14 protein-coding genes are annotated in these 13,508 nt (G+C 65.6%); 13 read left to right on the plus strand and 1 reads right to left on the minus strand.

The window, feature by feature from the left end; translation table 11 throughout:
- Nucleotides 1-23 precede the first annotated feature (23 nt).
- The 11 genes from INS93_RS19995 (at nucleotide 24) to INS93_RS20045 (ending at nucleotide 10,219) form a co-directional block, all read left to right on the plus strand.
- Nucleotides 24-467, plus strand: a complete 444-nt coding sequence (locus INS93_RS19995; protein WP_192985135.1) for a hotdog fold thioesterase — start codon at nucleotides 24-26, stop codon at nucleotides 465-467.
- Nucleotides 468-525: 58 nt separating this feature from the next.
- Complete coding sequence (locus INS93_RS20000) at nucleotides 526-1,329, plus strand: AraC family transcriptional regulator (RefSeq protein ID WP_192985137.1); 804 nt, start codon at nucleotides 526-528, stop codon at nucleotides 1,327-1,329.
- Between the two features lie 42 nt (nucleotides 1,330-1,371).
- Nucleotides 1,372-2,004 (plus strand): LysE family translocator, encoded by a 633-nt coding sequence (locus tag INS93_RS20005; protein ID WP_192985139.1) that lies wholly within the window; start codon nucleotides 1,372-1,374, stop codon nucleotides 2,002-2,004.
- A gap of 99 nt (nucleotides 2,005-2,103) precedes the next feature.
- The gene (locus INS93_RS20010) at nucleotides 2,104-2,907 is read left to right on the plus strand and encodes an alpha/beta fold hydrolase (protein WP_160018184.1); all 804 of its coding nucleotides are present in this window, start codon (nucleotides 2,104-2,106) and stop codon (nucleotides 2,905-2,907) included.
- Nucleotides 2,904-3,767, plus strand: coding sequence for an alpha/beta hydrolase (locus INS93_RS20015; RefSeq protein ID WP_192985142.1), 864 nt, complete (start codon nucleotides 2,904-2,906; stop codon nucleotides 3,765-3,767). Before INS93_RS20010 ends, INS93_RS20015 begins: the two co-directional genes overlap by 4 nt.
- A gap of 127 nt (nucleotides 3,768-3,894) precedes the next feature.
- Nucleotides 3,895-4,710, plus strand: a complete 816-nt coding sequence (locus INS93_RS20020; protein ID WP_192985144.1) for a DUF4892 domain-containing protein — start codon at nucleotides 3,895-3,897, stop codon at nucleotides 4,708-4,710.
- A 75-nt stretch (nucleotides 4,711-4,785) separates the two neighbouring features.
- Nucleotides 4,786-5,865, plus strand: a complete 1,080-nt coding sequence (locus tag INS93_RS20025) for an AI-2E family transporter (RefSeq protein WP_192985146.1) — start codon at nucleotides 4,786-4,788, stop codon at nucleotides 5,863-5,865.
- A gap of 118 nt (nucleotides 5,866-5,983) precedes the next feature.
- Nucleotides 5,984-7,129 carry an efflux RND transporter periplasmic adaptor subunit gene (locus INS93_RS20030; RefSeq protein ID WP_192985148.1) on the plus strand — a complete coding sequence of 382 codons (1,146 nt, stop codon included), beginning with the start codon at nucleotides 5,984-5,986 and terminating at the stop codon, nucleotides 7,127-7,129.
- Nucleotides 7,129-7,809, plus strand: a complete 681-nt coding sequence (locus INS93_RS20035) for an ABC transporter ATP-binding protein (protein ID WP_192985150.1) — start codon at nucleotides 7,129-7,131, stop codon at nucleotides 7,807-7,809. Before INS93_RS20030 ends, INS93_RS20035 begins: the two co-directional genes overlap by 1 nt.
- A complete protein-coding gene (locus INS93_RS20040; RefSeq protein WP_192985152.1) occupies nucleotides 7,809-9,023 on the plus strand; it encodes an ABC transporter permease in 1,215 nt (404 codons plus the stop codon). The genes INS93_RS20035 and INS93_RS20040 overlap by 1 nt, the downstream gene beginning before the upstream one ends.
- The gene (locus INS93_RS20045) at nucleotides 9,023-10,219 is read left to right on the plus strand and encodes an ABC transporter permease (RefSeq protein WP_192985154.1); all 1,197 of its coding nucleotides are present in this window, start codon (nucleotides 9,023-9,025) and stop codon (nucleotides 10,217-10,219) included. Before INS93_RS20040 ends, INS93_RS20045 begins: the two co-directional genes overlap by 1 nt.
- On the opposite strand, the gene INS93_RS20050 is transcribed toward INS93_RS20045, so the two are convergent.
- Nucleotides 10,220-11,230, minus strand: a complete 1,011-nt coding sequence (locus INS93_RS20050; protein WP_192985156.1) for a patatin-like phospholipase family protein — start codon at nucleotides 11,228-11,230, stop codon at nucleotides 10,220-10,222.
- 104 nt (nucleotides 11,231-11,334) lie between these two features.
- On the opposite strand from INS93_RS20050, the gene selD reads away from it, so the two are divergent.
- Both selD and mnmH read left to right on the plus strand, forming a co-directional pair.
- On the plus strand, nucleotides 11,335-12,369 hold the full coding sequence (gene selD / locus INS93_RS20055) for a selenide, water dikinase SelD (protein ID WP_192985158.1): 1,035 nt from the start codon (nucleotides 11,335-11,337) through the stop codon (nucleotides 12,367-12,369).
- On the plus strand, nucleotides 12,369-13,469 hold the full coding sequence (gene mnmH / locus INS93_RS20060) for a tRNA 2-selenouridine(34) synthase MnmH (RefSeq protein WP_192985160.1): 1,101 nt from the start codon (nucleotides 12,369-12,371) through the stop codon (nucleotides 13,467-13,469). The genes selD and mnmH overlap by 1 nt, the downstream gene beginning before the upstream one ends.
- Nucleotides 13,470-13,508: the final 39 nt, after the last annotated feature.

Here is a 13,508-nt window from a genome sequence, read left to right on the forward strand (position 1 = left end):
TTCAACGCACAAGGAACGCTCCCATGGGATTGTGGCAACGAACGCCTGATATCGATGCACTCAACACGACCCTGAAAAACAGCATTGGCGAGGTACTGGACATTCGTTTCGAAGCCTTCGACGACGAATCGCTCAGCGCCAGCATGGTGATCGACTCGCGTACCCATCAGCCCTACGGCTTACTGCACGGTGGCGCCTCGGTGGTGCTGGCGGAAACCCTCGGCTCCACCGCCAGCTACCTGTGCATCGACAGCAGCCGTTTCTACTGCGTCGGTCTGGAGGTCAATGCCAACCATCTGCGCGGTTTGCGCAGCGGGCGTGTGCATGCAGTGGCGCGGCCGGTGCATCTGGGTCGTACCACTCATGTCTGGGACATTCGCCTCAGCGGTGATGACGGCAAGGTCAGCTGCATCTCGCGGCTGACCATGGCCATCGTTGCCCTGGGTGATCAGCCCCCGAAACTTTAAGTTTCTGCCTGCAATTTCATCCAAGATTTGCCCGGTCCGTGGCGCTACAGTACGCGCCATGGACCAGATCACTCATATTCAAAGCAGCTTGCCCGGCGTTCGCCTGATCGATGCCGAGTACCGTCGCTTCGCCTTTCCCCGGCACTTTCACCTGGAATATCACGTAGGCCTGCTGATACAGGGACAGCATCGCTACGCCTATGGCGGTGAGCGCCGACATGTCGGGGCGGGGGACGTGCTGCTGATGGCGCCGGAAGGGATTCATGACGGTGCCTGCCTGGATGGTCAGAGCTACCGCATCCGGGTGATGGCGTTCGATCCCTCCTGGTTGGATGAGGCCAGTCGGACCCTGAGTGAGGGGCGTCAGGGCGCACCACGCTTGATCACCAGCAGCTTGCGTCATCCTCTGCTGTCGCAGCACCTGCAACGCTTTCATGCGGCGATGCTGGGCGGCTCGAGACTGGCCCAGGAAGAGGCGCTCTGGCAGGCGCTGGCCCACTTGCTGGAGATGGGGTCGACCTTGCGTGTCAGCGAGCCACATCGCGTCTTCGATCAGCAGACCTGGCAGCGTCTGCGCGATTGGCTGGAGAGCCGCCTGGACGATCCGCCCACGCTGGAGGAAATCGCTGCTTTCTGTGCCATGAGTCCCTGGCAGGCATTGCGGCGTTTCCGCCAGCACACCGGCTTGCCGCCGCATCAGTGGCTGACGCAGCTGCGTCTGCAGCGGGCGTTGCCGCTGCTGTTGGCAGGTGAGCCTCTGAGCGAGATTGCCTTACGGCTGGGCTTCTACGATCAGGCGCATTTCTCGCGGCTGTTTCGCCGCACTTACGGTCTGCCACCGGCGCGCTTGCGTCAGGGCTGATTCAGCCGCCTGTCTCACCCTTTTCATTTCCTGGAGATCACCATGCAGGAGACGTCCGTCTTGCTGTCGCTGGCTGCCGTGTTCGCGGTGGCCCTTATCAGCCCCGGCCCCGATGTGGCACTGGTGGTGCGTACCGCGCTGCATCAGGGCCAGCGTGCGGGCCTTCTTAGCGCGTTGGGCCTGGCCTGCGGCATTCTTCTGCACGGCACCCTGGTGCTCAGCGGCGTGGCTCTACTGCTCAGTCGTACCGAATGGTTGTTCGATCTGGTGCAGATCGGCGGCGCACTCTATCTGGGCTGGCTGGGGATCGGCGCGGTGCGTGCCTGGTGGCGCGGCAGTGCTGGCCCGAGGCGCCTGGATGGCGAACTGACGCCCTCGCTGTTCGGCCCCTGGTTGCGTGGTGTGTTCACCAATCTGGGCAATCCCAAGGCGTTGGTGTTCTTCCTGGCATTGCTCAGTAGTCTGGTGCCGACTGACATGTCGTTGCCCGGCAAGGTGGCATGTGCCGCATTGCTGTTCGGCCTCAGCTTGTTCTGGTTCAGTCTGCTCGGTTTGACCCTGAGCCGACCACTGATGCGTCAGCGGCTGATGCAGGTGGCGCCGACCATCGACGTCGTCTGCGGCCTGGTATTTTTGCTGGTAGCGGCCAGTATCGTCGGGCGCCTGTTGCTATAGCGGTGACCATTGCGCCGCCATCAATGGCCGTTACGGTCATTGCCGCGCGTCGGCGGCTGCCGGAGAATCCGGACATATTTGCTTTCTTGAGTCTGATGCATGCCGCAGTCGATATTCTTCGCTCATGCCAACGGTTTTCCGTCGGCCACCTACGGCAAGCTGTTTGCCGCGCTGGCACCGGATTTTCAGGTGCAACATCTGGAGCAGCATGGCCACGACCCGCGTTTTCCGGTCAATGACAACTGGTCGAATCTGGTCGATGAGCTGATCCATCACCTCGAGGGCGGCGATGAACCGGTCTGGGGCGTCGGCCATTCGCTCGGCGGCGTGCTGCACTATCACGCCGCCTTGCTTCGCCCTGAGCTGTACCGCGGCGTGGTGATGCTCGACTCGCCGGTGTTGACCCTGGCCGATCGAATGGTGATTCGCGCCGCCAAACGCTTTGGTTTTATCGACCGCATCACGCCCGCCGGCCGCACCCTAGGGCGGCGTGAAGCCTTTGCCGATCTGGTCGAGGCGCGAGACTACTTCGCCGGCAAGAGCCTGTTTCGCCGTTTCGATCCCGAGTGCCTGGACGCCTATGTCAGTCACGGCCTGCAACTGGGCGAGCAGGGACTGCGCCTGAAATTCGATCCGGCCACCGAGATCAGCATCTACCGCAGCGTGCCACACACGTCACCAGGGCTACCACAGCAGTTGGCGGTACCGCTGGCAATGGTGCGCGGCCGCCACAGTCGGGTGGTGTTGCCGCATCATGCGCGCCTGCTGCGGCGCATGCCGCGCGCGGAGTATCACAATCTGCCAGGCGGCCATATGTTCCCTTTGGAGCGCCCACAGGCTACCGCCGACCTGCTGCGTCAGCTGTTCACCCGCTGGACCGGTAGCCAGGAGCAACATGCATGAGCATGGATTTCGAGGAAGTTCGTCTGAGCCTGCCGCATATCGAGTTGGCGGCTCATCTCTATGGTCCCGAGGATGGCTTGCCGGTTCTGGCGCTGCACGGCTGGCTGGATAACGCGGCGAGCTTCGCGCGGCTGGCGCCGAAACTCGAGGGGTTGCGTATCGTCGCCTTGGACTTTGCCGGTCATGGTCATTCCGAGCATCGCTCGGCTGGCGCCGGTTACGCGCTCTGGGATTATGCCTATGACGTGCTGCAGGTCGCCGAGCAGTTTGGCTGGGAGCGGTTTTCCATCCTCGGTCATTCCATGGGGGCGATCACTGCGGTGTTGCTGGCAGGGGCGATGCCGGAGCGGATCGCGCGCCTGGCCCTGATCGACGGCCTGGTGCCTTTTACCGGTGAGGCCGAGCAGGCGCCGCAGAAGCTGGGCGAAGCATTGCGCGCCAGGCAGGTACTGAATGACAAGCGCAAGCCGGTGTACGCCGAAATGGCGCGCGCTGTCGAAGCGCGTATGAAGGGCGTCGGCGCGGTCAGCCGTGAGGCGGCCGAGTTGCTGGCGCAGCGTGGCCTGATGCCGGTGCCGGGCGGCTACACTTGGCGCACCGACAGTCGCCTGACCTTGCCGTCGCCGCTGCGCCTGAGCTGGGCGCATGCCCAGGCGTTCGTTCGTGCGCTGCAATGCCCGGTCAGCCTGGTGTTGGCGGAGCAGGGCATGATGGGGGCGCAGTCTGCCGTACGGACCTTGCTGCAGGATCTGCCGTTCGAGGTACACCGTCTGCCCGGTGGGCATCACCTGCATCTGGATGATGAAACCGGCGCTCAGCTCGTAGCGGATTGTTTCAATCCATTCCTGTGCTTGCCTTGACTTGCCTGCGGCCCTGGGGAAAGGTGTGGCGGTCTGCCATGGAGGATCGCATGATCGACCCGTTAGAAGTCGCCACTCGCTGTTTAGCAAGCTCACCCGTCGTGTTTCTTCAATGGACTGCCACCTCATGAAGGGGGTTGTGCAGTTTCTTTCTGCGGTGCTTGCCACGGTCTGCAGCGGTGTCGCACTGGCGGCTGATCTACCTGGCAGTCGCGACCTCGAGGTATTGCCACGTTTTCCTGCCAGTCACATCGTCGCGTTCAAGGAAGCGGCCGATGTCGAGCGTATCTACCCGCAAGGCTCCATTCGCCGCATCAGCGGGCGGTTGCGTTATGAGCGGGAGATTCTGGTGCAGGGCCAGCACAGCGCGGTGACCTATGAACTGCCGCGCACCCACAGTGCCGATCAGGTATTCACTGCGGCGCGGGAGACATTGCTGGAGCAGGGCGCCGAACTGCTCTATTGGTGCCAGGGCCGTGAGTGTGGCGCGAGCAGCCTGTGGGCCAACTCGGTATTCGGCAATGCCACGCTGTATGGCTCCGACGACCAGCAGGCCTATGCGCTGTTGCGCCTGGCCGAGCCGAATCACGAAAGCCTGCTGGCGCTTTACAGCATCACCCGTGGTAATCGCCGCGCTTACCTGCATGCCGAGCAACTGGACGCCGAAGCCCCTCTGGGCGTATTGCTGCCGACGCCAGCGACCCTGCTCCGTCAGTTGCGCAGCGATGGGCAACTGAAACTGCCCGACGAAGCCAGGGCCGACAGCGCCTGGGTGGAAGTGCTGGCGCGCAGCCTGAACCTCGACAGCACCTTGCGCGTCAGCCTCGCCGGCAGCCAGGCCGAGGCCTGGCGCGAGGCGTTGATCGACCAGCGCGTGCGCGAAGCGCGACTGGAGTTGGGTGAGAGCTCGGATGAAACACTGAGTGTGCGTTTGTTGCGTTAAGCTAGCATTCGCAATCGCCTGTCGCAGAGCGCCCGTAAGGGCGCTTTGTCGTTTCGTCGAAGGGAGTTTCGCTTGATGGCCACTAATGATCGTCTGCTGGTGCAGATTCTTCTGCTCGGCCTGCTGGCCGCCAGCCTCTGGGTACTGGCGCCATTCTGGTCGGCGCTGTTCTGGGCCGCCGTGCTGGCCTTTGCCAGTTGGCCGCTGATGCGTCTGCTGACGCAACTGCTCAATGGGCGCCTGTCGCTGGCAGCGGGCATCCTGACTGGAGTCTGGGTGGTCATGGTCGCGGTACCGCTGGTCTGGCTGGGCTTCAACCTGGCTGACCACATCAAGGATGCCAACGCCCTGGTCAAGGACCTGCAGGTCGAAGGCCTGCCGCCACCGCCGAGCTGGCTGGCCAGCATTCCGCTGGTCGGTGATCGCCTGGTGGAGCTGTGGCGCACCATCGACCAGCAGGGCGCTGCCTTCTTCGACACGCTGCGGCCCTACCTGGGCCAGGTCGGCAACTGGCTGGTGGCGCGTAGCGCGAAGATCGGTGGGGGTATGGTCGAACTGGCCCTGAGCCTGGTACTGGTGTTCTTCTTCTACCGTGATGGCCCGCGCCTGGCGGTGTTCGTGCACAGCCTGCTGGAGCGGCTGATCGGCGAGCGTGCCGATCATTATCTGGAGCTGGTTGCCGGTACCGTGCAGCGTGTGGTCAACGGCGTGATCGGCACCGCCGCAGCGCAGGCCGTGCTGGCCTACATCGGTTTCGTCATCGCCGGGGTGCCGGGGGCGCTGGTGCTGGGCCTGCTGACCTTCGCTTTCAGCTTCATCATGATCCCGCCGCTGATCTGGGGCCCCGCCGTGGCCTGGCTGGTGTGGCAGGGGGAGATCGGCATGGCGATCTTCCTGGGTATCTGGGGCTTCTTCATCATCAGCGGGGTGGACAACATCCTCAAGCCCTACTTGATCAGTCGTGGCGGCAACCTGCCGCTGGTGGTGGTGCTGCTCGGCGTGTTCGGCGGCATCCTGGCGTTCGGCTTCATGGGTCTATTCCTTGGCCCGACGCTGCTCGCGGTGGCCTACAGCCTGCTCAGCGATTGGGTGACTGAGAAGGCGCCGGACAACCAGGCAGCCCTCGACCAGCTGCCGCCGGACAAACAGGCATGAGACGTATCAACCGTTGAAACTAAGAACTTCTATCAAGAGACCAATGGCGGGCGTACCGCGTTGTTGACGGGGGGAGGCTGACCTAGGCTGAAGCATGGGCGTCAAGAAAGAGGCACTTATGCGCAGTCTGTCGATTTCTCTCATTGTTTTCGCCGGTTTATTGGCGCTTGTGTGGTGGTGGCAGCGACCCCAACCGATGCCCGTGCAACTGATCGCGGTGGAGCGCGGCCCGGTGGAAACCCTGGTCGCCAATACCCGCGCAGGCACCCTGAAATCCTGTCGCCGCTCGCGACTGTCGTTCAATGTCGGCGGCCAGGTCAGCGAGCTGCTGGTCGACGAGGGTCAGCAGGTCGAACTCGGCCAGGTGCTCATGCGCCTGCGCCAGGACGACCGCCTGGCGCGGGTCGAGGAGGCCAGTGCGCGTCTTGAGGTGCGCCGTAGCGAGCGCGAGCAGCTGTGCCGCAAGGCCGAGTTGTATCAGCGCGATCACCGCCGCCTGCAGCACCTGGGTGAACGCAAGCTGACCTCGCTCGAGCGCCTCGACCAGGCCGAGACCAAGGCGCGCCTGGCGCAATTGGCCTGCACCGCGCAGCAGGTGCAGATCCGCGAGGCCGAGGCCAACTTGACGCTGCAGCGCTCGCTGCTCGACCAGGCCGTGCTGCGCGCGCCCTTCGCCGGAGTGGTAGCGCAGATCAACGGCGAGCTGGGCGAATTCGTCACCCCTTCGCCGCCGGGCATCCCGACCCCGCCGGCGGTGGACCTGATCGACGACAGCTGCCTCTACGTCGATGCGCCGATCGACGAGGTGGACGCCGGCCGGGTGCGTATCGGCATGCCGGTGCGGATCAGCCTGGACGCCTTTCGCGGCCGTCACTTCCACGGCCAGGTCAGCCGCATCGCGCCCTTCGTGCGTGAGCTGGAGAAACAGGCACGCACCGTCGACGTCGAGGTGCGCTTCGCCCAGTTGCCGGTGGACGTGATCCTGCTGGCCGGCTATAGCGCCGACGTGGAAATCCTCCTGGAGCAGAGCGCCGGCAGCCTGCGTATCCCCACCGAGACCCTGCTGGAGGGGCGCCGGGTGCTGCGCTACGACCCGGCCACCGGCGTGTTGCGCGAGGTGGAACTGAACACCGGGTTGGCCAACTGGCGCTGGACCGAGGTGCTCGACGGCCTGCACGAGGGCGAGCGGATTCTCGCCAGCCTCGACCAGGAGGGACTCAAGGACGGTATCGCGGTGATCTCGCGCGGCGCGGAAACGCAGTGATGATCCGTCTGCAGGGGGTGACGCGCGGCTTCGCCAGCGGCGAGCAGCGGGTTGTCGGCCTGGCGGCGCTGGACCTGCAGATCGCCGCCGGCGACTACCTGGCGGTGGTCGGTCCGTCCGGCTCGGGCAAGTCGACCCTGCTCAATATCCTCGGCCTGCTCGACGTGCCGGATGCCGGCGAATACTGGCTGGGCGGCGAGGCTACCGCGGCGCTCGACGAACGCCGCCGCGCCGAGCTGCGCAGCCGCCATATAGGTTTCGTGTTCCAGGCCTACCACCTGATCMCGCGCCTGAACGTGCTGGAAAACATCGAGCTGCCGATGCTCCTGGCCGGCATCGACCCCGCCGAGCGCCGCCGTCGCAGCCGCGAGCTGGCCGAGCGCCTCGGCCTCGGCCAGCGCCTGGGCCATCGCCCGGCCGAGCTGTCCGGCGGTCAGCGCCAGCGGGTGGCCATCGCCCGCGCCATGGTCATGCGCCCGGCACTGCTACTGGCCGACGAGCCCACCGGCAACCTCGACAGCCAGGCCGGCGGCGAGGTGTTCGCCCTGCTCGAAGCGCTCAACGCCGAGGGCCAGACCCTGGTGGTGGTGACCCACGACCTGCAGCATGCGGCGCGCGCGCGGCGCCAGCTGTGGCTGCACGACGGCCAGGCGCGGCTACCGCAACTGCGGGTGGCCTGATGCGCGCCGCCGACCTCTGCGTCCTGTGGCTAGGCGGGCTGCGCGGGCACTGTTCGCGCAGCGCCATGTTGCTGCTGGCCATCGCCATAGGCGTGTTCGCCGTGGTGTTGCTCAGCGGCCTGGGCGAGGGAGCCCGGCGCTTTGTCATCGGTGAGTTCGACCAGCTCGGCCGCCATCTGCTGATCGTGGTGCCGGGGCGCAACCAGACCACCGGCGGCATGCCGCCGGTCACCGGCCTGGCGCCGCGCGAGCTGACTCTCGGCGATGCCTTGGCCATCGCTCGCCTGCCGCAGGTGCGCCGGGTGGCGCCGCAGCAGTCGGGGCGCGCTCAGGTGCGCGCCGGCAATCGTCACCGCGAGACGCTGATCGTCGGCACCGACCACCACTTCTTCGCCATGCGCGGCCTGCAGCTGGCCCAGGGCCAGGCGCTGCCGGCACTGGCCGCCGGCCAGGGCGAGGCGGTCGGCGTGATCGGCGCACGGCTGCGCCGCGAGCTGTTCGGCGACGGACCGGCGCTGGGCCAGTGGCTGCGCGCCGGCGACCGGCGGCTGCGGGTGATCGGCGTGCTGGCCGAGCGCGGCGAGTCGCTGGGCATGGATTTCTCCGACAGCCTATTGATACCCCTGGCCAACGCCCAGGCGCTGTTCGACCGCGAGGGCCTGCTGCGCATCTTCGTCGAGCTGCGCGGCGCCAGTTACCTCGCCAGCGCGCAGCGGGAGATTCGTGCCAGCCTGAGCCGGCGTCACCAGGGCAAGGAGGATTTCACCCTGGTCGGCCAGGACGCTCTGCGCGGCACCTTCGAGCAGATTCTCGCGCGCCTGACTCAGGCGCTCGGCGGCATCGCCGCGATCAGCCTGCTGGTGGCCGGCATCCTGGTGATGAACGTGACCTGGATTTCGGTCAACCAGCGCACCGCCGAGATCGGCCTGCTCAAGGCCCTCGGCGCCAGCGCCGGACAGGTGCGTCTGGTGTTTCTCGGCGAGGCGCTGTTGCTGGCCCTGGCCGGCGCGCTGGCTGGCCTGTTGCTGGCCGAGCTGCTGCTATGGGGCGCGCGCCTGGCCACCGCGCTGCCGCTGCATGCGCCCTGGTGGGCGCGGCTGGTCAGCCTGGGCCTGGCTCTGGCCTGCGCCGCGCTGTTCGCCTGGCTGCCGGCCAACCGCGCCGCGAGCATGGCGCCGGTGCAGGCGTTGCACAGCGCGGCGGGGGGCGGCTGATGCACCTGCGCGACGGTCTGCGCCTGAGCGCCTCGGCGCTGCTCAGCCGGCCCCTGCGCAGCCTGCTGACCCTGCTCGGGGTGGCCATCGGCATCGCCGCCATGGCCCTGCTCACCGCCATCGGCGATGGCCTGCGCGGCTACGTGCAGGACAACTTCGCCCAGTTCGGCACGCGCAACCTGACCATCCGCCCGGGCATGACCCGCACCGGTGGCCTCGGCGGCGTGCTCAGCAACGTGCGCCCGCTGACTATCGCTGACGCCGATGCGTTGCGCCGCCTGGCCCATGTCGAGGCGGCGGTGCCGATCATCCAGGGCAACGGCGACATCCAGTTCGCCGGCCTGACCCGTTACACCGGGGTGCTCGGCTGCGGCCACCAGATGGCCACGGCCTGGCGCCTGCCGCTCGCTCTCGGCCAGTTCCTCCCCGAGCCGCGCGACGGCCGCTCGCCGCCCTACGTGGTGCTCGGCCACACCCTGCGCCAGGAGCTGTTCGGTACCGCCAACCCGCTGGGGCAGACGGTGCGGGTCGGCGGCACGCGCTTTCGGGTGATTGGGGTGATGGCGCGCCAGGGCCAGTTGCTTGGCTTCGATATCGACGACATCGCCTACGTGCCGGTGGACTGGGCCGAAAGCCTGTTCAATCGCGACGGCCTGGCCAAGATCAATCTGGTGTTCAACGCCGGCAGCGGCGCGGCGCAGATGAGCGAACGGGTGCGCCAACTGCTGATCGAGCGTCACGGCGAGGAGGATTTCAACCTGACCACTCAGGACGACATGCTGCGCAGCCTGGACCGCATCCTCGCCATGTTCAGCGTCGCGGTGGCGGCGCTGGGCGGCATCTCGCTGCTGGTGGGGGCGGTGGGCATCCTCACCATCATGACCACCGCAGTGTCCGAGCGCGCGGCGGAAATCGGCCTGTTGCGCGCGGTCGGCGCCACCTCGCGGCAGGTGCTGGCGCTGTTTCTCGGCGAGGCGCTGCTGCTGTCGCTGCTCGGCGGGCTGGCCGGGTTGTTGCTGATGGGTGCGCTGCTCGGCGCGCTGCAACTGGCGCTACCGGGGTTGCCGCTTGCCGTGCAGCCGGGCGTCCTGCTGCTGGCGCTGCTGCTGGCGGCGCTGGTCGGGGTGCTCTCCGGAATCGCCCCGGCGCGGCGGGCGGCGCGCCTGCAGCCGGTCGAGGCACTGCACAGCGGCTGATCAGCCGCGCTCGCTTTCGTACTTGTCGAGGGTGTCGCGAGCGATCTGCCGACCCAGCATGATCAACTCCGGCGCCTTGTAAAACTCGAAGAAGCGGCAGACGCGCTTGGGTACGTTGATCAGGATGTCCGGCGGGTAGCCAGCGATCTTGTACTGCGCCAATGAAGTCTGCATCACCTCGAAGCTCTGGTTGACCAACTCCAGCAGCGAAGCTGGCCCGCTGAATTCGGCTACCCGTGAGCCGCTGGCAGACTTTGGCGCGGGCTCATCATCCTCTTTGCGGCTGGGCGCCGCGGCCGGGCTGATGTCATCGGCGAGCCGCTGCTGCTCGGCGAGCAACAGGCTTTCGTCCTCGCTCTTGCGGCGAAAATTGGGCAGGCGTGAGCCGAGCGATGTCATCATCTGGTCGATGCGCCCCTTGAGGGCTGCGGGGCGCTCGATTACCGGCAACTGATAGTGATTCTGGTTGGTGGCATTGAGGTTGACCGCGATGATCAGGTCGCAGTGGCTGGAAACCACCGGCACGATCGGCAGCGGATTGAGCAGGCCGCCGTCGACCAGCATGCGCTTGCCCTGGATGACCGGTGTGAACAGGCTGGGAATCGCCGCCGAGGCGCGCATCGCCTGGTGCAGACAGCCTTCCTGGAACCAGATTTCCTGCTGGTTGGTCAGGTCGGTGGCGACGGCGGTGAAGGGAATGGCGAGGTTTTCGATGTCCACCTCGCCAACGATTTCCTGAATGCGCCCGAACACCCGCTCGCCACGGATGGCGCCGAGGCGGAAGCTGACGTCGAGCAGCCGCAAAACGTCGAGATAATCCAGACTTTCCGTCCATTCTCGGTATTCGCGCAGCTTGCCTGCGGCGAAGATGCCGCCGACCACCGCGCCCATCGAGCAGCCGGCGATGCAGCCGATTTCGTAACCGCGCTCCTGCAATTCCTCGATCACACCGATGTGCGCATAGCCACGCGCACCTCCCGAGCCCAGCACAAGCGCCACTTTCTTGCTCATTAACGGATTCCCCCAGTGAAGCTTCGACCTTACTCGCGCTAGAGAGCTGAGCCAAGGCAGTCTTTGCTAGAATCCGCCGCCAGTTATCGCGGTGAGAGAAAACCATGAGCGAACCCATCCGTTTGACCCAGTACAGCCACGGCGCCGGCTGCGGCTGCAAGATTTCGCCGAAGGTGCTTGAGGTGATTCTCGCCGGCAGTGGCGCGCAGAATCTCGATCCCAGGCTCTGGGTGGGCAATGCCTCGCGCGATGACGCGGCGGTATACGCCATCGACGAAGAGCGTGGTGTGGTCTCCTCCACCGACTTCTTCATGCCGATCGTCGATGACCCTTACGATTTCGGTCGTATCGCCGCGACCAATGCGATCAGCGATATTTACGCCATGGGCGGTGATCCGCTGATGGCCATCGCCATCCTTGGCTGGCCGGTCAACGTACTGGCGCCGGAAGTCGCCCGAGAGGTGATTCGCGGCGGACGTGCAGTGTGCGATGAAGCCGGTATCCCGCTGGCGGGCGGTCACTCGATCGATGCGCCGGAACCGATTTTCGGCCTGGCCGTGACCGGCCTGGTGAGCAAGGCCAACATGAAACGCAACGACACCGCCACGGCGGGTTGCCAGCTGTACCTGACCAAGCCGCTGGGCATCGGCATCCTCACCACGGCAGAGAAGAAGGCCAAGCTGCGTGATACGGACATCGGTCTGGCGCGTGACTGGATGTGCACCCTGAACAAGCCGGGCAGTCGCTTCGGCAAGCTCGCCGGCGTGCGCGCGATGACCGACGTCACCGGCTTCGGCCTGCTTGGCCACCTGGTGGAAATGGCCGATGGCAGCGGCCTGAGTGCTCGCGTCGAGTTCGCCCGGGTGCCGCGTCTGGAGAGTGTCGAGCACTATCTTGAACAAGGCTGCGTACCGGGTGGCACCTTGCGCAATTTCGACAGTTACGGTGACAAGATCGCGCCGCTGCCCGAGCTGGCCAAGCTGCTGCTGTGTGATCCACAGACCAGCGGTGGCCTGCTGATTGCCGTGGCACCGGAGGGCGAGGCCGAGTTCCTCGCCGTGGCCGCCGAATTGGGGCTGAATCTGGCGCCTATCGGTGAGATGGTCGAGCGACAGCGTTACGCGGTCGAGGTGCTCTGATGCGCGACAACTGCACCGACTACCGCGATCTGTTCCTGCATGACCGGGCGATGATGGATACCCGTGCACCGGTCGAGTTCCATAAAGGCGCCTTCCCCGGCGTGATCAATCTGCCGCTGATGACCGATCTCGAGCGGCAGAAGGTTGGCACTTGCTACAAGCAGCAAGGCCAGCAGGCGGCCATCGAACTGGGCCATCAACTGGTCAGCGGCCATACCAAGGCCGAGCGTATCGAGGCCTGGGCCGCCTTTGCCAAGGCCAACCCTGATGGTTATCTGTACTGCTTTCGCGGTGGCCTGCGTTCGCAGATCGTCCAGCAATGGCTGAAAAGCGAGGCGGGCATCGACTATCCGCGCGTGGTCGGTGGCTACAAGGCCATGCGCACCTTCCTGCTGCAGACCACCGACGAGGCCGTGCAAGCGTGCGATTTCGTGCTGGTGGGCGGGATGACCGGCACCGGCAAGACCGAGGTGATCAGCCAGCTGAACAACAGCCTGGACCTGGAGGCGCACGCCAATCACCGAGGCTCCAGCTTCGGCAAGCGCGCCACTGGCCAGCCCGAGCAGATCGATTTCGAGAATGCCCTGGCCATCGATCTGCTCAAGCGCCGTGCCACGGGACAGCAGCAGTTCGTGCTGGAAGACGAGTCGCGTCTGATCGGCCGCTGTTCATTGCCCTTACCGCTGTATCAGGCGATGCAGCATCATCCTCTGGTGTGGCTGGAGGACAGCGTGGCCAATCGCGTTGAGCGGATCCTGCAAGCCTACGTGGTCGAGCTGTGTGCCGAATTCGTTGCAGCCCAGGGTGCCGAGGCAGGCTTCACCGCGTTCGCCGCACGCTTGCGCGAGAGCCTGGCCAATATCACCCGTCGCCTGGGTGGCGAGCGCTACCAGCGTCTGGCCGCGATCATGGAGCAGGCGCTGCAGGAGCAGCAGGCCGGTGGCCAGGTGGATACGCATCGCGGCTGGATCGAAGCCTTGCTGGTCGAGTACTACGATCCTATGTACGTGTTCCAGCGCGAGAGTAAATCCGGGCGGATTGAGTTCGCCGGGGAGCAGCAGGCTGTGGTGGAATACCTGCGTAAGCGAAACGGCGGGTGAGGTGGGCACTTTCCTTCTGCCGTAGCGTCATAGACTGGG

The sequence above is a fragment of the Pseudomonas sp. EggHat1 genome, assembly GCF_014892995.1.
GTDB classification, from domain to species: domain Bacteria; phylum Pseudomonadota; class Gammaproteobacteria; order Pseudomonadales; family Pseudomonadaceae; genus Aquipseudomonas; species Aquipseudomonas chaetocerotis.